The 21,758-nt window shown below is 65.4% G+C and carries 22 protein-coding genes; 7 read left to right on the forward strand and 15 right to left on the reverse strand.

Annotated features, from left to right (window positions below):
• Position 1: 1 nt before the first annotated feature.
• The 3 genes from AC3A6J_RS10975 (at position 2) to rlmD (ending at position 3,196) form a co-directional block, all read left to right on the forward strand.
• Positions 2–775, forward strand: coding sequence for a protein-L-isoaspartate(D-aspartate) O-methyltransferase (locus AC3A6J_RS10975; RefSeq protein WP_487859953.1), 774 nt, complete (start codon positions 2–4; stop codon positions 773–775).
• An 11-nt stretch (positions 776–786) separates the two neighbouring features.
• Complete coding sequence (locus tag AC3A6J_RS10980) at positions 787–1,671, forward strand: peptidoglycan DD-metalloendopeptidase family protein (RefSeq protein ID WP_487859954.1); 885 nt, start codon at positions 787–789, stop codon at positions 1,669–1,671.
• 73 nt (positions 1,672–1,744) lie between these two features.
• A complete protein-coding gene (gene rlmD, locus AC3A6J_RS10985; protein ID WP_487859955.1) occupies positions 1,745–3,196 on the forward strand; it encodes a 23S rRNA (uracil(1939)-C(5))-methyltransferase RlmD in 1,452 nt (483 codons plus the stop codon).
• Positions 3,197–3,243: 47 nt separating this feature from the next.
• Here the strand turns inward: rlmD and AC3A6J_RS10990 are convergent, their stop codons facing one another.
• Positions 3,244–3,945, reverse strand: coding sequence for a Bax inhibitor-1/YccA family protein (locus AC3A6J_RS10990; RefSeq protein WP_487859956.1), 702 nt, complete (start codon positions 3,943–3,945; stop codon positions 3,244–3,246).
• A 161-nt stretch (positions 3,946–4,106) separates the two neighbouring features.
• On the opposite strand from AC3A6J_RS10990, the gene AC3A6J_RS10995 reads away from it, so the two are divergent.
• Positions 4,107–4,514, forward strand: coding sequence for a GlcG/HbpS family heme-binding protein (locus AC3A6J_RS10995; RefSeq protein ID WP_487859957.1), 408 nt, complete (start codon positions 4,107–4,109; stop codon positions 4,512–4,514).
• A gap of 179 nt (positions 4,515–4,693) precedes the next feature.
• Here the strand turns inward: AC3A6J_RS10995 and hemP are convergent, their stop codons facing one another.
• The 13 genes from hemP to bfr all read right to left on the reverse strand — a co-directional run bounded on the left by hemP (position 4,694) and on the right by bfr (position 15,799).
• Positions 4,694–4,906: a hemin uptake protein HemP gene (gene hemP / locus AC3A6J_RS11000; protein ID WP_487859958.1), complete on the reverse strand. Its 213-nt coding sequence runs from the start codon at positions 4,904–4,906 to the stop codon at positions 4,694–4,696.
• Between the two features lie 95 nt (positions 4,907–5,001).
• Complete coding sequence (locus tag AC3A6J_RS11005; RefSeq protein WP_487859959.1) at positions 5,002–5,415, reverse strand: ExbD/TolR family protein; 414 nt, start codon at positions 5,413–5,415, stop codon at positions 5,002–5,004.
• 5 nt (positions 5,416–5,420) lie between these two features.
• Complete coding sequence (locus AC3A6J_RS11010; protein ID WP_487859960.1) at positions 5,421–6,137, reverse strand: MotA/TolQ/ExbB proton channel family protein; 717 nt, start codon at positions 6,135–6,137, stop codon at positions 5,421–5,423.
• A gap of 21 nt (positions 6,138–6,158) precedes the next feature.
• Complete coding sequence (locus AC3A6J_RS11015; RefSeq protein ID WP_487860057.1) at positions 6,159–6,857, reverse strand: TonB family protein; 699 nt, start codon at positions 6,855–6,857, stop codon at positions 6,159–6,161.
• 108 nt (positions 6,858–6,965) lie between these two features.
• Complete coding sequence (locus AC3A6J_RS11020; protein WP_487859961.1) at positions 6,966–7,238, reverse strand: (2Fe-2S)-binding protein; 273 nt, start codon at positions 7,236–7,238, stop codon at positions 6,966–6,968.
• Between the two features lie 124 nt (positions 7,239–7,362).
• Positions 7,363–8,043, reverse strand: a complete 681-nt coding sequence (locus AC3A6J_RS11025) for a Fe2+-dependent dioxygenase (protein ID WP_487859962.1) — start codon at positions 8,041–8,043, stop codon at positions 7,363–7,365.
• An 87-nt stretch (positions 8,044–8,130) separates the two neighbouring features.
• The gene (locus AC3A6J_RS11030; protein WP_487859963.1) at positions 8,131–10,431 is read right to left on the reverse strand and encodes a catecholate siderophore receptor Fiu; all 2,301 of its coding nucleotides are present in this window, start codon (positions 10,429–10,431) and stop codon (positions 8,131–8,133) included.
• 216 nt (positions 10,432–10,647) lie between these two features.
• Positions 10,648–12,039: a sulfite reductase subunit alpha gene (locus AC3A6J_RS11035; protein WP_487859964.1), complete on the reverse strand. Its 1,392-nt coding sequence runs from the start codon at positions 12,037–12,039 to the stop codon at positions 10,648–10,650.
• Positions 12,036–13,088, reverse strand: coding sequence for an FAD:protein FMN transferase (locus AC3A6J_RS11040; protein ID WP_487859965.1), 1,053 nt, complete (start codon positions 13,086–13,088; stop codon positions 12,036–12,038). Before AC3A6J_RS11040 ends, AC3A6J_RS11035 begins: the two co-directional genes overlap by 4 nt.
• Positions 13,089–13,102: 14 nt before the next feature.
• Positions 13,103–13,909: a DUF4198 domain-containing protein gene (locus AC3A6J_RS11045; RefSeq protein ID WP_487859966.1), complete on the reverse strand. Its 807-nt coding sequence runs from the start codon at positions 13,907–13,909 to the stop codon at positions 13,103–13,105.
• A gap of 61 nt (positions 13,910–13,970) precedes the next feature.
• Positions 13,971–14,504 (reverse strand): DUF2271 domain-containing protein, encoded by a 534-nt coding sequence (locus AC3A6J_RS11050; RefSeq protein ID WP_487859967.1) that lies wholly within the window; start codon positions 14,502–14,504, stop codon positions 13,971–13,973.
• A 38-nt stretch (positions 14,505–14,542) separates the two neighbouring features.
• Positions 14,543–15,187, reverse strand: a complete 645-nt coding sequence (locus AC3A6J_RS11055) for a PepSY-associated TM helix domain-containing protein (RefSeq protein WP_487859968.1) — start codon at positions 15,185–15,187, stop codon at positions 14,543–14,545.
• Between the two features lie 135 nt (positions 15,188–15,322).
• Positions 15,323–15,799: a bacterioferritin gene (bfr, locus tag AC3A6J_RS11060; protein WP_487859969.1), complete on the reverse strand. Its 477-nt coding sequence runs from the start codon at positions 15,797–15,799 to the stop codon at positions 15,323–15,325.
• Between the two features lie 256 nt (positions 15,800–16,055).
• Here bfr and ahpC point away from each other — a divergent pair, with 256 nt between their 5' ends.
• Together ahpC and ahpF are read left to right on the forward strand one after the other, a co-directional pair.
• Entirely contained in the window at positions 16,056–16,619 is a 564-nt protein-coding gene (ahpC, locus tag AC3A6J_RS11065; RefSeq protein WP_487859970.1) for an alkyl hydroperoxide reductase subunit C, read from the forward strand.
• Between the two features lie 91 nt (positions 16,620–16,710).
• Positions 16,711–18,267: an alkyl hydroperoxide reductase subunit F gene (gene ahpF, locus AC3A6J_RS11070; RefSeq protein WP_487859971.1), complete on the forward strand. Its 1,557-nt coding sequence runs from the start codon at positions 16,711–16,713 to the stop codon at positions 18,265–18,267.
• An 18-nt stretch (positions 18,268–18,285) separates the two neighbouring features.
• Here ahpF and ppsR read toward each other — a convergent pair whose 3' ends face one another.
• A complete protein-coding gene (gene ppsR / locus AC3A6J_RS11075) occupies positions 18,286–19,107 on the reverse strand; it encodes a posphoenolpyruvate synthetase regulatory kinase/phosphorylase PpsR (protein ID WP_487859972.1) in 822 nt (273 codons plus the stop codon).
• A gap of 187 nt (positions 19,108–19,294) precedes the next feature.
• Between ppsR and ppsA the strand changes: the two genes are divergently transcribed.
• Positions 19,295–21,688, forward strand: a complete 2,394-nt coding sequence (ppsA, locus tag AC3A6J_RS11080) for a phosphoenolpyruvate synthase (RefSeq protein ID WP_487859973.1) — start codon at positions 19,295–19,297, stop codon at positions 21,686–21,688.
• Positions 21,689–21,758 lie beyond the last annotated feature (70 nt).

Below are 21,758 nucleotides of genomic sequence, written 5' to 3' on the forward strand. Positions count from 1 at the left end.
CATGGCCACGCAACGGCCTGGCTTCCCGGTTCGCCTGACACCCACCGCATCGGCCGCCACACGCGGGCGCATGCCGGCCGTGCCCGCCCAACCTGTGGTGCCGAGCACGCCCTCGATGGCTTCCGACGCGGTGCGTGCGCGCATGGTGCAGAGGCTCGCCGCCCAGGGCGTTGCCGATGTGCGCGTGCTGCGCGCTCTCGGCGCAGTCGAGCGGCATCGTTTCGTCGACAGCGCGCTGATGAACCAGGCCTATGAAGACACGAGCCTGCCGATCGGGCTGGGACAGACGATCTCGAAGCCCAGCGTGGTCGCACGCATGATCGAGCTTCTGCTCGGCGCACCCGCGCTGGCCGGCAAGCCGCAGGACAAGCTCGGCCGCGTGCTCGAGATCGGCACCGGCTGCGGCTACCAGGCCGCCGTGCTGAACCACGTGGCCACCGAGGTGTACAGCATCGAGCGGCTGCGCGGACTGCACGAACGCGCGCGCGCGAACCTGCGGTACTTCCGGCTCGCGACAGTGCATCTGATCCTGGGCGACGGCATGATCGGCTACCCCAAGGGCGCGCCGTACGCCGGCATCATCGCCGCGGCGGGTGGCGAAGCCGTGCCGCAGGCCTGGGTCGACCAGCTGGCGGTCGGCGGCCGCATCGTCGCACCCACGCAGTCGGCGAGCGGCGGACAGGCGCTCGTCGTCATCGACAAAACCGCCCGCGGACTCGAGCGACGCATTCTTGAGGCGGTTCACTTTGTCCCCCTAAAATCGGGCATCGCTTGAAGGAACAACAAATGCAGGGTTTTGGCAATCGGAGTTGGTGCGCTGGTGTCACGTTGGCCGTTGTGCTCGTGATCGCAGGGTGCGCCGCACCGCGCGGACCGGCGCCGGTCGAAGATCGAGGCACCATGTCGCGCGGGCCCGCTGCGGCACCCGGAGGCCCGCTCATCACCACCGATCCCTCGGGCAAGCCGCTGCCGGGCATCGAGAACTATGGCAAGCCGGGCTACTACGCCGTGCGGCCCGGCGACACGATCCGCCGCATCGCGAACGAGACCGGCCACACCTGGCAGAACATCGCGCGCTGGAACAACCTTGACAACCCCGACCTGATCGAAGTCGGCCAGGTGCTGCGCGTGGTTCCCCCGGTGGGACCGTCCACCACCATGGCCGCAGCGCCGGTGGAAGGCGTCGTGACGAAGCCCGTGCTGCCACCGTCGGCCATCGCGCCCACGGCACCTGCGAGCGCGGCGGTCGGCAAGCCGCCGGTGACGGCATCGCCCTCGACGCCGTCGGCCAGTTCCGGCGACGAGGACATCGGCTGGATCTGGCCGGCGCAGGGCACGCTCCTCGCCGGATTCGACGACGCGAAGAACAAGGGCTTCGACATCGGCGGCAAGGCCGGCGATGCGGTGCTCGCGGCGGCCGACGGCCGCGTGGTCTACGCCGGCGCGGGCCTGCGGGGCTACGGCAATCTGATCATCCTCAAGCACAACAACACCTACCTCACGGCGTATGCGCACAACCAGACGCTGCTCGTGAAGGAAGACCAGTCGGTACAAAAGGGCCAGAAGATCGCCGAGATGGGCAACAGCGACGCCGACCGCGTGAAGTTGCACTTCGAGATCCGCCGGCAGGGCAAGCCTGTCGATCCGGCGCGCTACCTGCCGCCGCGGTAACCGCAGACGCGGCCGCGCGCGCTTCTGTGCGCGCTCCGCGGATGGCCGTGCCTGCGGCTGAGACAATCGGGGGATGACGGAATCCACCGAAGAAAAGAAAGTCTCCACGAAACCCCCCGCGACCGCCGCCGGCGAATGGCTCGAGGTCGAATCTCTCGACCTCGATGCACAAGGCGTGGCGCACAACGCAGAAGGCATGGTCGTCTTCATCGAAGGCGCCCTGCCGTTCGAGGAGGTGCAGTTCAACGTGCACCGCCGCAAGAACAACTGGGAGCAGGGCACGGTCACGGCCATCCGGCGCGAGTCGTCGCAGCGAGTGCGTCCCGGCTGCCCGCACTTCGGGCTGCACACCGGTGCATGCGGAGGCTGCAAGATGCAGCATCTGGATGCGGCGGCGCAGGTCGCGGTGAAGCAGCGCGCCCTCGAAGACAACCTGTGGCACCTCGGCAAGGTCCGGCCCGAGAACGTGCTGCGGCCCATGGAAGGCCCTGCATGGCACTACCGCTACCGCGCCCGGCTCTCGGTGCGCCACGTGGTCAAGAAGGGCACGGTGCTCATCGGGTTCCACGAACGCAAGAGCCGCTACCTGGCCGATATGCAGGTGTGCCCGGTGCTGCCGAAGACCGTCAGCGCGATGCTGATGCCGCTGCGCGCACTGATCGCCTCGCTCGATGCGCGTGACACCTGTCCGCAGATCGAGCTCGCCTGCGGCGATGCGCCGGGCACCACCGTGCTCGGCACCATCGCGCTCGTACTTCGCCACCTGGAGCCGCTGTCCGGCGGCGACGTCGACCGGCTGAAGGCCTTTGCCGCCGAGCACGCCGGCATCCAGTGGTGGCTTCAAGCCAAGGGGCCGGACACGGTGAAGCTGCTCGAGGAGAACGCGGGCGAGCTGCTCTCGTACGAGCTGCCGGAGTTCGGCGTCACGATGCCGTTCAAGCCAACCGATTTCACCCAGGTCAATCCACACATCAACCGGGCGCTGGTCGGCAGGGCGCTCAGGCTTCTCGACGTGCGGCCCGACGAGCGCGTGATCGACTGGTTTTGCGGGCTCGGCAACTTCACGCTGCCGCTGGCCAGCCGCGCGCGCGAGGTGCTGGGCATCGAAGGCAGCGACACGCTGGTTGCGCGCGCGGGCGCCAACTTCAGCAGGAACCAGCCTGCCACCGCGGCGAGGCGCGCGCTGTCGCCGACCCGCTTCGTCGCACGCAATCTGTTCGAGATGACGCCGGCGATGCTGGTCGCCGACGGCCCTGCCGACAAGTGGCTGGTCGATCCGCCGCGCGAGGGCGCTTTCGCGCTGGCCAAGGCCATGGCCGACCTGCACCTGCAGCCCGAGCTGCGCACCGACGGCTGGACGCCGCCGAAGCGCATCGTCTACGTGAGCTGCAATCCGTCCACGCTGGCGCGCGACGCCGGGCTGCTCGTGCACCAGGCCGGCTACCGCTGCAGCTTCGCGGGCGTGGTGAACATGTTCCCGCACACGGCGCACGTGGAGTCGATCGCGGTCTTCGACCTGGCATGAAAAAAGGGCCCTCGCGGGCCCTTTTTGTCAGAGGCACGTTCTTTTCTTCAGTCGCGCTCGCCGCCGGCAAGGCCCAGCAGTGCCAGCAGGCTCTGGAACACATTGAACAGGTCGAGGTAGAGCGCGAGCGTGGCGCTGATGTAGTTGGTCTCGCCACCGTCCATGATCCGCTTCAGGTCATAGAGCATGAAGGCCGAGAAGATACCGATCGCGGCCACCGAGATGGCCATCATGCCGGCCGACGAGCCGACGAATACGTTGATGACCGAGCCCACCAGCAGCACCATCGCGCCGACGAAGAGCCACTTGCCCATGCCGGACAGATCGCGCTTGATCACCGTGGCGAGCGAAGCCATCACGAAGAACACGCCGGCCGTGCCGCCGAACGCCGTCATGACGAGGTCGGGGCCGTTCTTGAAGCCCAGCACGATCGCGATCAATCGCGACAGCATCAGGCCCATGAAGAAGGTGAAGGCCAGCAGCACCGGCACGCCGGCCGCGGAGTTCTTGGTCTTCTCGATGGCGAACATGAAACCGAAGGCGCCGCCGAGGAAGACGATCAGGCCGAGCCCGCCCGTCAGGGAGCGGGTGAGGCCCGTGCTCACGCCGATCCAGGCGCCCAGCACCGTGGGCAGCAGGCTCAGTGCGAGCAGCCAGTACGTGTTGCGCAGGACGCGTTGGCGTTCAGCCTGCGGCAGCACCTGGCCGTAGCCGGCGGAATTGTCGAGGGTCGTTACGCGGTCGTTCATGGCCGTAGCTCCTATGGGTTACTGCAAACGCAGTTGGGCTCATTCTAGGGGGCTGCAAGAGGGCCCCCGAAAAGACCGTACGGGCGATGGTCCTAAAGCTGCCGGCGGCGCGGTGCGCATTGGCCGTTATGCTGTGGGGTTTTAAGCTACCCGACCTCATCATGAAGACCAAGTCCTTCCTCGAACTCGCAGACGTCAAGGCCATCGCGGCCGCCGCGGAAGCCGAAGCGCTCAAGAACAACTGGGCCGTGACCATCGCCATTTCGGACGATGCCGGCAACCTGCTCTGGCTGCAGCGCCTCGACGGCGCAGCGGCGCTTTCGTCGCACATCGCGCCGGCCAAGGCCCACACGGCCGCCATGGGGCGCCGCGAAAGCAAGGTCTACGAAGACATCATCAACGGTGGCCGCAGCGCCTTCCTCACCGCACCTGCGGTGCAGGGCCTGCTCGAAGGCGGCGTGCCGATCGTGAAGGACGGGGAAGTGATCGGCGCCGTCGGCGTGAGCGGCGTGAAGTCGAACGAGGACGCGCAGATCGCCAAGGCGGGCATTGCAGCCCTCGGCCTCTGACAACCTGGCGCCTAAAGCAAAACGCCGACCCTTGGGTCGGCGTTTCTGTTTGGACATCAGCGTGAAAAAAAGCATGGCTAGTCGGCGAACCGATGGCTAGCAAAAAACGACCCTTCGGAGATGGAATCTCCTCGAGTCGCCCCACGATGAAACTTGCGCGAGAGGCGGGCTGAACCTGCTTACTTGGTCAGGATCAGCTTGCCGAGTTTGGTGGCCTGGAGCCGATAGAGGGAGCCGTTGTGCATGATGCCGACGGTCTTGCTGCCCTTGAGAAGCTGAGCACTCTCGACCGTGGGCGCGGGACGCGCCGCCTGAATGGACGCATGGCCGCCGCCCGATTGGTCGAGCGACGGGTGGCTCAGGACGGAAAAGGCGTTCGGTTTGGCTTGCATCTGAAATCCCCTTATCGAAGCGATGAGTGAATGATAATGATTCGCATTGATAAGTCAATCGCCGCGATCAATTTTTTTTTCTCATCGCCCGTGAACTAGTTTGCTTCGGGTTCGGTAATGAAGCCGATCTTCCGCACGCCGGCTTCGCGCGCCTGCGACATCGCCTTGGCAACGCGTTCGTAGCGCACTTCCTTGTCGCCGCGGATGTGGAGTTCGGGCTGCGGTTCCTTCACCGCTTCGGCGGCCAGGCGGCCGGCCAGTTCGCTGTCGTCGATCTTCTGCTCGTTCCAGTGGTACGAGCCGTCGGCCGCGATGCTGAACAGGATGTTCTCCGGCTTCTGCTGCTCGGGCTCGCTGCTGGCGCGGGGCAGATCGATGTTGACCGCATGCTTCATCACGGGCACGGTGATGATGAAGATGATCAGGAGCACCAGCATGACGTCGACGAGCGGCGTCATGTTGATCTCGTTCATTACCTCGTCGGGTTCGTCCTGGGTTCCGAAAGCCATGGTGCTCAGCCCTTCTTCAGCGGAAGCACGACGGCGTCGCCGCTGCCGCTCTGCACGCGTGCACCGGTCACGAAGTAGGCGTGCAGGTCGTGGGCAAAGCTGTTGAGCTTGGTCAGCACGAACTTGTTGCCGCGCACCAGCGCGTTGTAGCCCAGCACGGCGGGAATCGCCACCGCGAGGCCGAGCGCCGTCATGATCAGCGCCTCGCCGATCGGGCCTGCCACCTTGTCGATGGTGGCCTGGCCGGCCGAGCCGATGCTCATGAGCGCGTGATAGATGCCCCACACCGTACCGAAGAGGCCGATGAACGGCGCCGTCGAACCGACCGAGGCCAGGATCGCGAGACCGGTCTGCAGGCGCGCCGTGAAGGCATCGATGCCGTTGCGCAGCGAGCGCGTGATCCAGTCGCTCACGTCGAGTGCGTCATGCAGGTGGGCTTTGGTGTTGCGGTGGTGCGCAGCCGCCTCGCGGCCTTCGAGTGCCAGCGCGCGGAACGGGTTGCTGTCGTCGCCGCCGAGCTTGTTGAGCGCGGTCGCGAAATCCTCGCTGTGCCAGAAGTCCTGCGAATGCTTGGCGAGTCGCTTGTATTTGATGACGTCGAGGGCCTTGATGACGATCACGATCCATGACGCGAGCGACATGCCGATCAGCAGCACCGCGACGGCCTTGGTGACGAAATCGCCCTGGTTCCAGACGTTCATCAAGCCGAATTGGGAATCCATACGAAGTTGCTCCAGAGAAAGTTAGTTCAATTTGAATGAGAAGGGCGCCCGCAGCACATAGGTGGTCTGCGCGTTGCCGCCGGTTTGCCGGAAGGGCGTGACCTGCGCGGTGCGGGCTGCAGCGAGCGCCGCCTCGTCGAGCCGCTCAAAGCCGCTCGACTTGAAGAGTTCGACTCGCTTGGCGAGCCCTTCGCTATCGAAGAAGATGGAGACGACGGTGGTGCCCGATTCGCCCAGCCGCCTGCTCATGCTCGGGTAGACCAGCCGGGGCTCTCTCACGTAACGGGTCTGGCCCTGGGTGATCTCGATCGTCTGGGGTGCCGGCGGTGCGGGTGGCGGGGCCGGTGGCGCAGGCGGCGGTGGGGCTTCGACCACCGGCGCGGGCGCCGGCGGCGGCGGCTCGGGCACGCCGACCGGCGCGGCCGGTGCGGGAACCGGCTTGGGTTCGCGAATGGCCACCGGGCGCGGCGGCGGCTTCACGGCCTTGGGCTTGGGTGCGGGAGGTGGCGGAGGCGGGGGCGGCGGCGGTGCCGGCTTGGGCGGCTCGATGAACTGGCTCAGGATTTCGACCGGAACCACCACTTCGGCCGCCTTGCGCAGCAGGCCGCTTTGCAGCGCCCACAGCGCGGCCGCGTGAAACAGGATCACGCCCCCGGCAATGACGGCATTGCGCGAGAGGCCAAGAACGGAAGGAGGGGGGGCAAAGCGGTCAGACACGATCAACCAATTCGAATGCGGGCCCGCCTGACGCAGGCCCCGATTGCAGCAAAACCGCTACGACGACTGTCTACTTACGAAAGATCCACCAGACCGAACCTGCAACGAGAATCAGGCTGCCGCCGAGTGCCGAGAAGAGTTCCATGCCTTGCTTTCCGAGATGGAGGTGGCAAGCTGGATCGCCCTCGAGCCCGGCTCGCGATTCAACGCGGCGACCGGATGGGAGGCGCTGCACTGCGCAACGACGTCGCGCGCACAGCCTTCACATTGACCACACTGGGTGGCGACGCCCAACTCGAATTGGACTTCGTCGAAAGTCATGCCGGCACGCACATGACGTGCGATTTCACGGTCGGAGACTCGGCGGCAGACGCAAACGATCATGGCTGTGAAAGCGGCAGTTGGCTGGCTGATGAGGTGGCCTGATTATAAATAAGAATCCGTCGCATTTGCAATAACTATGGTGTGACTGGGCGTACGAGGGCGCGCAAAGCCCAAAAAGTACGCGTCACACCTCTGACCAGAGTCGCAGCAAGTTGTGATAGTGGCCGGTGAGCGCCACCGTCTCCTCGCATTCCCCGAGTCGGACGCGCAGCTTGCTGATGGTCTGATCGAGTTCGAACAGCATGCTGCGCTGCTGGTCGCTGCGCACCAGGCTCTGCAGCCAGAAAAACGAACAGATGCGTGCGCCGCTTGTCACGGGATGTACGCGGTGCAGGCTGCTCGACGGATAAAGTATCAGGTCGCCCGCGGGCAGCTTCACTTCATGCGAACCATAGGTGTCGAGCACCTCGAGTTCGCCGCCTTCGTATTCCTCGGGTTCGCACAGGAACAGGGTGCATGACAGGTCCGTGCGCAGCTGTTGCGCCCCGTCGGGCATGGCCCGCACCGCGCCGTCGACGTGCAGGCCGTAGTGTTCGCCGCCTTCGTAGCTATTGAACAGCGGCGGTACGAAGCGCAGCGGCAGCGCGGCCGAGAAGAACAGCGCGTTGCGGGCCAAGGCGGCGAGCACCACCTTCCCGAGTTCGCGCCCAACGGGCGACTGGGTCGGCAATTGGCGATTGCGCTTGACCTGCGCGCCCTGGTCGCCGACCGTTTCGCGCCCGTCGGTCCAGTCGGCCGCCGCCAGTGCGGTGCGCATGTCGCGGACCTGGACCGGGCTCAGCACATTGGGAACATGCAGCATCATGTTTCGATAACTCCGCAATGGAAAAGCCCCGGCTGGGGCCAGGGCTTCGGTTTCGCACTGCGCCAGACGCGCAGCACGCCCCAGCGATCAGAAGGCGAAGTTCGCCGTGACCTTGTAGGTGCGCGGTGCGCCCGGGGTGTAGCGGTAGCCGCTCTTGTTGATGGACGCCACGTATTCCTTGTCGAACAGGTTGTACACGTTGAACTGGAGGTCGACGTTCTTGTTGATCCGGTACGAGGCCATCGCGTCGAACACCCAGTACGCGTCGACATAGGCCGGCGTGCCGACGGCGCCATCCTTGCCGCGCAGCAGCTTGCCGTTGTAGCGCGCGCCGCCGCCGACGGTCAGGCCGAACGGGAGCTGGTAGGTCGACCAAAGGGTGAACGCATTCTTCGGGGTGTAGGCAAGGGCGGTGGAGCCGTCTGCCAGCACCGACGGGCCGCTCAGTACCTTGGTGTCCATCGTGGTGAAGCCCGAGGTGACGCCCCAGTTGTCGGTGATGGCGCCCGAGACGCCCAGCTCGATGCCTTGCACGCGCTTCTTGCCAGTCTGGTTGTACTCGCTGGTCACGGTGTCTTGGACCACTTCGTTGCTCACGTCGGTGCGGTACACGGCGGCGGTCAAGGCCAGGCGCTTGTTGAGCACCTCCCATTTGGTGCCAAGTTCGTAGGTCTTGGCCTTCTGCGGCAGGAAGTCGGTGCGCCCTGCGCTGCGACCGGTGCCGCCGGCAGCCAGTTGGAAGTTGGCACCGCCTGGGGGCTGGGCGGCCGTGCCGTAGGCGGCGTAGATGCTGCTGTTGGTGGTCGGCTTGTAGACCAGGCCGAGCTTGCCCGAGACGAGGTTGTCCGAGAGCTTCAGGTTGTTCGGGGTGAGCACGCCGCTCTTGGCATTCAGGGTCGTCGCATCGTAGCGGGTGGAGTAATGGTCATAGCGCAGGCCGCCGGTGAGCATCCACTTCTCGTTGAACTTCACCGTGTCGAAGACATAGGCGCCGATGGTGGTCGTTTCGCCGGAAGCGATGACGCCGTTCCGGATGCGGTTGTAGCCGAACACATGCGGGTTCGGCGCGTACAGGTTGGCGGCCGGCCAGGCGCCGCTGTTGGCGATCCCCGGCACGTTGAACACCGTTGCGTTCTGGCCGTAGTAGCCGTTGGAGTCCTGCTTCTCGCGGATCAGCTCCAGGCCGGCGTTGAGGCTGTGCCCGACGCTGCCGGTGTTGAACTTGGCGCTGACGTTCGTCTGGTTCGTGAAGATCGTGTTTTCCTGGTCCTTGTTGGTCGGGATGCTGCGCGCCAAGGTCCAGCCCATCGGCAGCATCGCATTGGGGGTCACGAGGTTGTCCTTGGTGCTCGTGAACGCATTGAGCATGTAGTCTTGGTGCGTCTTGGCGAAGCGCGTGGTGTTGCGGATCGTGACGTCCGGTGTCAGGTCGTGCTCGACGCGCGCCGTGAACATGTCGGTGCTCACGTTGTCGAAATCCGAGCTGGTGCCGTAGAAGTTGCGCGAATCGACGCGCTGCGCGGTGTTCAGGTAGCCCCGCTTCGGGTCCGGCGACGAGTAGCCGGGCAGGCCGATGGTGGGCACGCCGCCGTCCGGCACGTTGTCTTGCTTGACGTGCAGCAGGTCGAAGTAGAAGCGCGTCGGGCTGTTCAGGCCGAGGGCGAGCGACGGCGCAATGCCCGTGCGCTTGTTCCTTACGTCATCGCGTCCGGGAACGCCAGCGCCTGCCATCACGGCGTTCAGGCGGAATGCCGCGCCAATGCCGTTCTCGCCGCTGAGCGACTTGTTCCAGTCGACGCTGCCGCGCTTGAAGTCGGCGCTGCCGAATGCGACAGAGCCCGTGAAGCTGTTTTCCAGCGTGGGCCTCTTGGTCACGAGATTGATGTAGCCGGTGGGCGACGTGCGGCCGACGTCGGTGCCTGCGGGACCCTTGACCACTTCGAGCTGCTCGATGTTGAAGGTGTCGCGCGACACCGAGCCGAGGTCGCGAATGCCGTCGACGAAGATGGCGCTCGAACTGTCGAAACCACGCATGAAGACGGCGTCACCGGTGGTCGTGTTGCCGTTCTCGCCGAGGAAGAACGTCCCGACGCCGGGGCTGTTACGCAGTGCTTCGGTGAGCGTGGTCGCGCCTTGTTCGCGGATGACCTGTTCCTTGATGACCTGCACGGTCTGGGGGGTGTTCACCAGCGGCGCCGTGAACTTGGTGTTGGCCGAGGCGTCCGTCTTGTAATCGACCACCGACGAGTCTTGCACCCGGATTTCCGGAAGGGTGGACTGCGCGAACGCGCCGGGGGCCGCGATAGCGATCAGGGTTGCGGCGGCAGCGCCTGAAAAATGAGGGACGGCGCGAGCAACGGCGCGCTTGCGGGCTTTGATGTAGGTCATGAAATGTTTCTCCAAAGGTGGCGGCGAGGACTCGACTGGCTGTGTCCTGGCAACGAATTTCTTTGGGAGAAACGGGCAGACTGGCTGTGTGAGCGGTCTATTTCTGTAGACCGATAAGAATGATAGGCATTCGTAGTTGATTGAAGCGGACAGGCATTTGATTGGATGTACAACTTCGTGCAAATTGTCGCCGAAAGACAATAAATGTCGCCGAAACTAGTAAATATCGCGACGGTAGCGACCAGAAGCGGTGAGTTCGTAAACGACTTTGTCGCCGGCAATCTGCCGCAGTGCGGCGTCCACCCCGGCCGACATGCCCTGCAGGCTGCCGCACACGTAGATGGCTGCGCCCGAGTGGAGCCATTGCATGAGGGATTCGGCAGAACGCAGGAGTTGGTGCTGTACGTAGCGGCGCTCTTCATGGTCGCGCGAGAACACCATATCAACGCGCTGCAGCACGCCGCTGGTCTGCCAAGCTTGAATTTCCTCGCGGTAGAAAAAGTCATGCGCCGCCTGGCGCTCGCCGAACACCAGCCAGTGGCCATGGTTGCCCGTTGCCGCGCATGCGCGCAGGTGCGCCCGCAAGCCCGCCAGTCCGGTGCCATTGCCGATGAGAATCAGCGGGCGCATTTCGTTGCCTTCGAGCCGAAACCCGCGGTGCGGTCGAAGCCGAAGCGCCACCGTGTTACCGATGGCGAGGGTGGACGTGAGCAATCCAGAGGCCGCACCGAGCGTGCCGTCGGGATGTGGTGCCTGGCGCACCAGCAACTGCAGCTCGCCATCGTCGGGCAGGGACGCGATCGAATAGTCCCTCGGGCGTAAAGGATCGCCGGCAACGCGGATCTGCGCCAGGTCACCGGACAACCATGTCGGCATCGGGCCCGCCTGCGGCACCAAGCCCAGGTGGAACACGGGTGCGCCGGCGCTGCCGGGGTTGAGCAGCACGCGCGACACGATGCGCCAGGGCGAGAAGGCCTCGTTGGTGCCGTACGCCTGGGCAGGTGCAGCCTTTGCGCCCCAGCGCGCGTGCCATGACGCCAGTGCGTCGGGATCGCTGTTGTCGACTTCAATGCGCTCGAACTCGCGCACGGCACCGGCTGCACTCAGCCATTCGTCGAGCGCGCGGCCGAAACCGCAGAACGCCGCGTACTGCTGGTCGCCCAAGGCCAGCACGGCGTAGCGCAGCCTCGCCAGGATGGGCGGTGATGGCATGACCCTCTCGGCGAACACGCTCGCGCCATCCGGCGCGTCGCCCTCGCCGTAGGTGCTGGCAACGAAGAGCGCGCGTCGCGCACTGGCCAACGTTGCCGCATCGAGCGCATTCAATTCCATGACGCGACTGGGCATTCCCGACGCGCTCAATTGCCGCGCCGTCTGCCACGCGATCGCTTCGGCCTGCCCGGTCTGGCTGGCGAACAGAACGAGCACCGGCGGCGCCGCCGCGTCGTGGGTATCGCCAGGGTTGCCGGCGTGGCCCGAGAGTTCGGCCGCATCCCGCGCGACGGCGATCCGCTGGCGTCGCTCGCGCAGGTAGATCGATGCGCACAGGGCCGTGTAGGCGGCCACGGTGGCCGCAGCACCCAGCGCTCGCCAAACCATCTCGCTCATGCGAGCATGGCTTCGTTGGCTTCGTTGGCGTCGGTTGGGGCTGGCCAGGTGCGCGTGGCGTGCACAACGGGCTCCGCCGCCGCGTCGGCATGCCGCACGAACAGCGCGGCGATGCCGTGCCGTTCCGCAAAAACGAAGCCGTCGTCTGGGCCCAGCACCGCGAGCACGGTGGCCAGCGCATCGGCCTGCATGCATTGCGCGTGCAGCACCGTGACGCTGGCGAGCGCATGCGCCGCCGGCTCGCCGGTGCGCGGGTCGATGGTGTGGGACCAGTGGCGAGCGCCGGCCGTTCGTCTGTGCCAGCGGTCGCCCGAGGTGGCGATCGCCATGTCGGCGAGTGCAATGTTGCGCGCGGCATGCGCCTGCCCGTCATCGACGCGCACGCGCCATGGCTGGCCGCCCGGGCGTCGCCCGACGCAGCGCAATTCGCCGCCAACCTCGAACAGCAGGTCGGCCAGGCCGAGTGCACACAGCGCTTCCACGCCATGGTCCACGGCGAACCCCTTGGCGATGCCCGACAGGTCGAGCTCCGCGCCACCCGGCTGCAGCAGCGCGCCTAGCGCGGGATCGAACGCCAGGCGTTTCCACCCGGTGCGTGCACGGGCTTCGGCCAGCGCTCGAGGATCGGGCACGGCCGCGGTGCTGCAGCCGGCGTGCGCGGCCGGACCGAACCCCCAGCAGGCGACCAGGGGCCCTACGCTCGGATCGAGCGCCCCTTCGCTCGCGTCGGCCCAATGCAACGCGCAGCCCATCACCCGCGCAAACTCGCGCGGCAGCATGTGCGTCGATCCGGCGGGAGCGCGGTTGAACCGGCTGACGTCCGAATCCGGCGTCCAATGGCTCATCTGGGCGACCACTCGGTCCAGCGATGCCTGGACGGCATCGCGAACGTCCCGCAGCGGCAGCATGCGCGGGTTGTCGAAGCGCAGCGACCAAGTGGTCCCCATCGTCTCCCCGGCGAGCTGCTGCAGCGTCGCGGGGTCTGCGGCGCGCGGGGTGGCCGCGTTGGCATAGCCGCCTGCGCGCCAGGTGCTGAACGAAATGCCCAAGGCGGCAGGCCCGGTCAGGGCATCACTTCGAGCGTGGCCGCGTAGCTCAGGCGGCGCTGCTTGGCCTGCGGCACGGTGGCCTTGTCGTCCCTGATGCTGGCATCGAGCCAGTACATGCCGGCGCTCGGCCAGGTGACACTGAATTGGCCCTTGTCGTCCGTCTTGAGCTTGTGCTCTTCGAGCTTGTCGCGGTACTGCGTATTGCCTGCCGTCAGCGTCACCTCGATGTCCTTGGCCGGCTGGCCGTCCAGGTGGAGCGTGAAGGTCGACTTCTCGCCCTTGACGAGGTCCGTGGGGCTGCCCGAGGCGATCAGCTCCAGCCCCTGGCCGGTGAGCTGCAGCGGTGAAGGCTTGCCGACCGTCACGAAGGTTTCGATGCGACCCGACGACTGCGTGATGGCGAGCTCCTGTGCATCTGCCGGAATCGCCTTGCCGATGGTCTCGGCCGTGCCGCGCGCGCGCTTGGGCTGGCCCGTGGCCTTGTCCTTCCAGTTCGCGAACAGGCCTGCATTGACGACGGCGATGCGGTAGGTGCCTGGTGCCGAGAGCGGCACGTCGAACACATTGCGCAGCTTGAGCTTGGCTTCGTTCTCGGCCTTCACCATGCTGCCGTCGGGCGCGGTGATCTGCAGGCCCTCCAGGCGCAGCGGCGCATGGTTCGCCACGAAGAGGTCGTTGGACACCGCGGCATCCACGGTCACGGTGTCGGCCTTGGAAAACACGGTGGAAGAGGGCAGCAGCCAGGCGTTGTGGGCTTGGGACAGCGAGGCCGCAGACAGGGCGATGGCGATAGCGGTGGTGCGCAGCATGAAGCGGGTCATGGAAAATCCTTGAAGGAGCGAGCGATGAATGAACGAGGCCGAGGCCGGGCGGGCTGGGGGATCAGGGCTTGAGCTGCAGCTTGATCTCGCCCAGTTCTTCCTTGCCGCTGCCCGCGGCTTCGGTGGCAGCCGACGGCGGCCATTGGAACGGGAGGCTCACCACCTCGCGCCCGCCCACTTCGCGCGCGGCTTCCACCACGAACTTGTAGGCGCCCGGCGCCAGCTTGGGCATGGCGCCGGAGCCTTCGCTCAAGTTCAGTGCATGTTTTCCCGCGGGCTTGGTGGCGCCCGAGACGCCGTCGACCGGCATCGCGAGTTCGCGGCCGCCGCGGCGCCACCACTGGCGCAGGTCCTTGAGCCATTTGGTGCCCTCGCCTTCGGGGTTGTTGGTCTTGGTCCGAACGTCGTACCAGACCGCCAGCGTGCCGGCCATGGAGCTGTCGGCGCGTTCGATCCACGCGGCCACGTAGGGGCGGTGGTACTCCGAGACGTTCAGTCGCGGAATCTCGATGGTGGCGGAGAGGCCGGCGGCAAGGGCCGGGGCCGCGAACAGCGCCGACGCGGCGATGGGGGCAAGGGAGTGGCGAAGGTGCACGGAAAACCTCTTTCGTGAATCGATGAAGCGCAGACAGGTCAGTGGATGAACAGCAGCGCAAGCAGCACCGGTACGACCAGGCCCATTCCGACCATCGGCCAGGTGAAAGGGCGGTTGCCCGCGTGCATCTTGAGAATGAACAGGCCGGTGATCGAGAAGACCAGCGTCGCGGCCGCGAAGATGTCGATGAACCAGCCCCAGGCGGCGCCGGTGTTGCGACCCTTGTGCAGATCGTTCAGGTAGGAAATCCAGCCGCGGTCGGTGCGCTCGTATTCGATCCCGCCATCCGCCAGGCTCAACCGCAGCCATGCATCGCCGCCGGGGCGGGGGAGCGAGAGGTAGATTTCGTCTTCGGACCATTCGGCGTCGGGGCCGGCGGTGGCAATGCCCCATTGCGCCTTCACCCAGGCCTGCAAAGCCGGCGGAACGGGTGCGCGCCCGTTCCGGGCCTTGGCGTCAGGCAGTTGACGCTCTAGCTGCGTGCGCAGCGCCTCGTCGATGGTGCCGCTCCGGGTGGTGATGGCCGGCTTGGCTTCGATCTGTCCGGCGTGGTTGAGCGTGAAGCCGGTGATGCTGAACAGAATCATGCCGACCAGGCAGATCGCCGAACTCACCCAGTGCCATTCGTGCAAGGTCTTGAGCCAGTAGGCGCGGCGGCGGGTGTCGGGGCGGGCAGCATTCATCGAAGGCGCGGATTGTAGGGCGCAAATGAGAATGACTGTTATTCGCGTTAAAGAAAGCTAGGTAAAGCAACGAAAAACACAACGAAAAACGGGACCGAAGTCCCGTTTTGGATGAAAAGCAATGTGCTTGGTCGATCAGCTGAGCTCGCCCATCTGCGACTGCAGGTAGTTCTGCAGCCCGACCTTGCCGATCAGTTCGATCTGGGTTTCGAGGAAGTCGATGTGTTCCTCGGTGTCGTCGAGGATTTCCTGCAGCAGGTCGCGCGAGACGTAATCGCGCACGCTTTCGCAGTAGGCGATGCCGTCCTTGATGGTGGCCTGTGCGCCGGTTTCGGCGCCGAGGTCGCAGCCCAGGATCTCGGGCACGTCTTCGCCGACGTTCAGCTTGGCGAGGTCCTGCAGGTTCGGCAGGCCGTCGAGCATGAAGATGCGGTCCATCAGCTTGTCGGCGTGCTTCATCTCGCCGATCGACTCTTCGTATTCCTTCTTGGCCAGCTTGTCGAGGCCCCAGTGCTTGAGCATGCGGTAGTGCAGAAAGTACTGGTTGATCGCGGTCAGCTCGTTCTTGAGCTGCGCCTGCAAATGCTCGATGACCTTGGGGTCGCCCTTCATGATTTCTTCCTTGTGTTTATTCTGGAAGCCCCGATTGTCAGAGGGGCGGGTAAGCACTTGCAAGCAATCCCATACGCCACTGGTCTGCATGCGTGTGAGGGTGATACACGTTCGTATTCGATCCTCGGCGCGGCCATCGAGAACATAGCAAGCGCCAATACTTTTAATAGATAGTGACTATTGAAAGATATGGATTGGTAGTTATACTCATGGCTCGCAGTTACTTTTGTCCACCCGCAGCATCCAAGGAATCACCATGTCCCTGATCAACACCCAAGTCCAACCCTTCAAGACCCAGGCCTACCTCAACGGCAAGTTCATCGATGTGTCCGACGAGACGCTCAAGGGCAAGTGGTCCGTGCTGATCTTCATGCCGGCGGCCTTCACCTTCAACTGCCCGACCGAAGTCGAAGACGCGGCCGACAACTACCCTGAGTTCCAGAAGCTGGGCGCCGAGGTCTACATCGTGACCACCGACACGCATTTCTCGCACAAGGTCTGGCATGACACGTCGCCGGCCGTGGGCAAGGCCAAGTTCCCCCTGGTTGGCGACCCGACCCACGCGCTGACCAACGCTTTCGGCGTGCACATCCCCGAAGAAGGCCTGGCACTGCGCGGCACCTTCGTGATCAACCCCGACGGCGTCATCAAGACCGCCGAAGTGCACTCGAACGAAATCGCCCGCGACGTGAAGGAAACGCTGCGCAAGCTGAAGGCAGCCGTCTACACGGCCGCCCACCCGAACGAAGTCTGCCCGGCCAAGTGGAACGAAGGCGACAAGACCATCGCACCGTCGTTCGACCTCGTCGGCAAGATCTAAGGCGTACCGCGCGCAAGCCCGGGCGCTCACGAGGCCCCGGGCTTTCTTGTCCCTTGGTTGATAGTTTCCAGTTATCGAAAGAGAGTCCCTCATGCTCGACACCGCCACCAAGGCCCAATTGAAGAGTTACCTCGAACGCGCCACGCAGCCGATCGAGATCGTCGCCTCGCTCGACGACAGCAAGGCCTCGGGCGAGATGCTGTCGTTGCTGAAGGACGTCGCCGAATCCTCGCCGCTCGTCAAGCTGACCGAAAGCCGCGACGACAGCCACCGCAAGCCCTCGTTCTCGATCAACCGGCCGAGCGAGAACCACGGCCCGCGCTTCGCCGGCCTGCCGATGGGCCACGAATTCACGTCGCTGATCCTTGCCTTGCTGCAGATCGGTGGCTACCCGCCCAAGGTCGAGCAAGCCGTGCTCGACCAGATCAAGGCGCTCGATGGCGACTTCGAGTTCGAGATCTACGTCTCGCTCACCTGCCACAACTGCCCCGACGTGGTCCAGGCGCTGAACCTGATGGCGGTGCAGAACCCGCGCATCCGCACCACGATGATCGAAGGCGGGACCTTCCAGGACGAGGTCAAGGAACGCCAGATCATGGCCGTGCCGACCGTGTTCCTGAACGGCACCGAGTTCGGCCAGGGCCGCATGAGCCTGGAAGAAATCCTCGCCAAGATCGACACCAGCGGCGTCGAGCGCGAAGCCAAGAAGATCGCCGCCAAGGACCCGTTCGACGTACTCATCGTCGGCGGCGGCCCCGCTGGTGCCGCAGCCGCCGTGTACGCGGCGCGCAAGGGCATCCGCACCGGTGTGGCATCGGAGCGCTTCGGCGGCCAGGTGCTCGACACGCTCGGCATCGAGAACTTCATCTCGATCAAGGAAACCGAAGGCCCCAAGTTCGCCCACGCGCTCGAGGAGCATGTGCGCGACTACGACGTCGACATCATGAATCTGCAGCGTGCCAAGGCGCTGGTGCCCGGCAATGACCTGATCGAAGTGCAGCTTGAAAGCGGCGCTTCGCTCAAGAGCAAGTCCATCATCATTTCGACCGGCGCGCGCTGGCGCAACATCAACGTGCCCGGCGAGCACGAGTTCAAGAACAAGGGCGTGGCGTACTGCCCCCACTGCGACGGCCCGCTGTTCAAGGGCAAGCGCGTCGCGGTCATCGGCGGCGGCAATTCCGGCGTCGAAGCGGCGATCGACCTGGCCGGCATCGTGGGCCATGTCACTCTGATCGAGTTCGACACGGCTCTGCGCGCCGACGCGGTGCTGCAACGCAAGCTCCACAGCCTGAAGAACGTCGACGTGTTCACCAATGCGCAGACCACCGAGATCACCGGCGATCAGAAGGTCAACGGCCTGGTCTACAAGGACCGCGCATCGGGCGAACTGAAGAAGGTCGAGCTCGAAGGCGTGTTCATCCAGATCGGCCTCGTGCCCAACACCGATTGGCTCAAGGGCGTGGTCGAGCTCACGAAGCACGGCGAGATCGTCGTGGATGCGCGCGGTCAGACCTCGGTGCCGGGCGTGTTCGCGGCAGGCGACGTGACCACGGTGCCGTTCAAGCAGATCATCATCGCGGCCGGCGACGGCGCGAAGGCGGCGCTGGGGGCCTTCGACCACCTGATCCGCACGTCGGCACCGGCCTGAGCCGGCCGCCTCGGCGGCTCAGTACGTGAGCCGCTCGGGCTTGAGTTCCTGCAGGATGGTGGTGGCGATTTCCTCGATCGACTTGGTCGTGGTCGAGAGCCACCGGATGCCCGCGCGGCGCATCATGGCCTCGGCTTCGCTCACCTCGTGGCGGCAGTTCTCGAGGCTGGCGTAGCGCGAGTCGGGCCGGCGCTCGTTGCGGATCTGGCTCAGCCGCTCGGGCTGGATCGTGAGGCCGAAGATCTTCTTGCGGTGGGGCATCAGCGCGGGCGGCAGCTGGCGGCGCTCGAAGTCCTCGGGGATCAGCGGGTAGTTGGCCGCCTTCAGGCCGTGCTGCATGGCCAGGTAGAGCGAGGTCGGCGTCTTGCCGCTGCGGCTCACGCCGACCAGGATCACGTCGGCGCCTTGGAGGTCGCGGTTGCTCTGGCCGTCGTCGTGGGCCAGGCTGAAATCGATGGCCGCGATGCGGGCGTCGTATTCCTTGCTCTTGCTGACGTCGCTGAAGCGGCCGATGCGGTGGTTCGACTTCATGGCCAGCTCGATCTCGAGCGGGCGCACGAAGGTGCCGAACATGTCGAGCAGCATGCCCTTGCAGCCGGTTTCGATCACCTCCAGCACTTCCATGTTCGCCAGCGTCGTGAAGACGATCGGGCGCACGCCCTCGAGTTCGGCCGTGTGGTTGATCTGCCGCACCGCCTGGTGCGCCTTGTCGACGGTGTCGGTGAAGGGCAGGCGCACATGGCGCGGCTTCATCTCGAACTGCGCCAGCACGGCGTTGCCGAAGGTCTCGGCGGTGATGCCCGTGCCGTCCGAAATGAAGAAAACTGTGCGTGTGGTCATGTCTTGCGGCCTTGTCCTGCGGCGCGGGCCATCCCGCCCCCCCTACAATCCGGCCCATTATCGGGAATCCGCCTGCCCGTTCAGAATTCTTCTTCTCCATGCACGCCGCGACCGCACCCAGAGCAACGAGAACGATCGTGCCGCGCCGCCTGCATGCCGCACCGATTTCAACTTCTGGAGCTTTCCCATGTCTGCACTTTTCGACGCGACCGCCCTGGTCGTACCGTTTGAAAACCTGAGGATGACCGACGTCGAGTCGGTCGGCGGCAAGAACGCCAGCCTCGGCGAGATGATTTCGCAGCTGCCGCAGGGCGTGCGGGTGCCCACGGGCTTTGCGACCACGGCGCATGCCTTCCGCCAGTTCCTGGCACACGACGGGCTGGCCGACAAGATCAGCAAGAAGCTCGCTGCACTCGACACCGAGGACGTCCGCGCGCTGGCCACCGCCGGCGCCGAGATCCGCGCCATGGTCGAAGCGCAACCTTTCCCGGCCGACCTTCAAAAGGCGATCGCCGAGGCCTTTGCGAAGCTCAGCGAAGGCAACCCTTCAGCCTCGTTCGCGGTGCGCTCGTCCGCCACGGCTGAAGACCTGCCCGATGCCTCGTTCGCAGGCCAGCAGGAGACTTTCCTCAACGTGGTCGGCATCGACGATGTGCTGCACAAGATGAAGGAAGTCTTCGCCTCGCTCTACAACGACCGCGCCATCAGCTACCGCGTCCACAAGGGCTTCGCGCACGACGTGGTGGCGCTGTCGGCGGGCGTGCAGCGCATGGTGCGCTCCGACCTCGGCGCGGCCGGTGTGATGTTCACCATCGACACCGAGTCGGGCTTCGAAGACGTGGTGTTCATCACCTCGAGCTACGGCCTCGGCGAAACGGTGGTGCAGGGCGCCGTCAACCCCGACGAGTTCTACGTCCACAAGCCCACGCTGCGCGCGGGCAAGCGCGCGGTGATCCGCCGCAACCTCGGCTCCAAGCTGATCCAGATGGAGTTCGCCACGCCCGAGGAGAAGAAGGCCACCGGCAAGCTCGTGAAGACCACCGACGTCAAGGCCGAGCAGCGCAACCGCTACTCGCTGACCGACGAAGACGTCGAGCAGCTCGCCAGATACGCGCTCGTCATCGAGGAGCACTATGGCCGGCCGATGGACATCGAGTGGGGCAAGGACGGCACCGACGGCCAGCTCTACATCCTGCAGGCGCGTCCCGAGACCGTGAAGAGCCAGCAGCAGGGCAAGGCCGAGCAGCGCTACAAGCTGCTGGGCAAGGGCGCGGTGCTCGCCGAAGGCCGCGCGATCGGCCAGAAGATCGGCACCGGCCCGGTGCGCCTGGTGCACAGCATCAGCGAGATGGACAAGGTGCAGGCCGGCGACGTGCTCGTGACCGACATGACCGATCCCAACTGGGAGCCGGTGATGAAGCGCGCCGCCGCCATCGTGACCAACCGCGGCGGGCGCACCTGCCATGCGGCCATCATCGCGCGCGAGCTCGGCATTCCCGCCGTCGTGGGCTGCGGCGATGCCACCGACCTGCTGAAGGAGGGCACGCTGGTGACGGTGAGCTGCGCCGAGGGCGACACCGGCTTCATCTACGACGGCCTGCTCGAGACCGAGGTTACCGAGGTGCAGCGCGGCGTGATGCCCGAGATCGACATCAAGCTCATGATGAACGTCGGCAATCCGCAGCTCGCGTTCGACTTCGCGCAGCTGCCGAACCACGGCGTCGGCCTCGCGCGACTCGAGTTCATCATCAACAACAACATCGGCGTCCACCCGAAGGCGATCCTCGACTATCCCAACGTCGACAACGACCTGAAGAAGGCCGTCGAGTCGGTGGCCCGGGGCCATGCCTCGCCGCGCGCCTTCTACGTCGACAAGGTGGCCGAGGGCATCGCGACCATCGCGGCCGCGTTCTGGCCCAAGCAGGTGATCGTGCGCCTGTCGGACTTCAAGTCGAACGAATACCGCAAGCTGATCGGCGGCAGCCGCTACGAGCCCGAGGAAGAGAACCCGATGCTCGGCTTCCGCGGTGCCGCGCGCTACCTGAGCAAGGACTTCGGCGAAGCCTTCGCGATGGAGTGCGAGGCGCTCAAGCGCGTGCGCAACGACATGGGGCTGGTCAACGTGCAGATCATGGTGCCGTTCGTGCGCACGCTCGGCCAGGCCGAACGCGTCACCAACCTGCTGGCCGAGCACGGCCTGAAGCGCGGCGAGAACGAGCTCAAGCTGATCATGATGTGCGAGGTGCCGAGCAACGCGGTGCTGCCGGAGGAGTTCCTGAAGTTCTTCGACGGCTTCTCCATCGGCTCGAACGACCTGACCCAGCTCACGCTCGGCCTCGACCGCGACTCGGGTCTCGAGCTGCTGGCGGCCGACTTCGACGAGCGCGACCCGGCCGTCAAGGCGTTGCTGAGCCGCGTCATCAAGGCCTGCCAGGCCGAAGGCAAGTACGTCGGCATCTGCGGCCAGGGCCCCAGCGACCATCCCGACTTCGCGCTCTGGCTGGCGGAGCAGGGCATCCAGTCGATCTCGCTCAATCCCGACAGCGTGATCGACACCTGGCAGCTGCTCGCCAAGCGCTGAGGCTTCGGATGGCGGAAATCCCCATGCGGGGATTCCCGCGGCTGGCGCGTATTTTTGAAACCAAATGCGT

This window comes from Variovorax sp. Soil_C_39 (assembly GCF_057656815.1).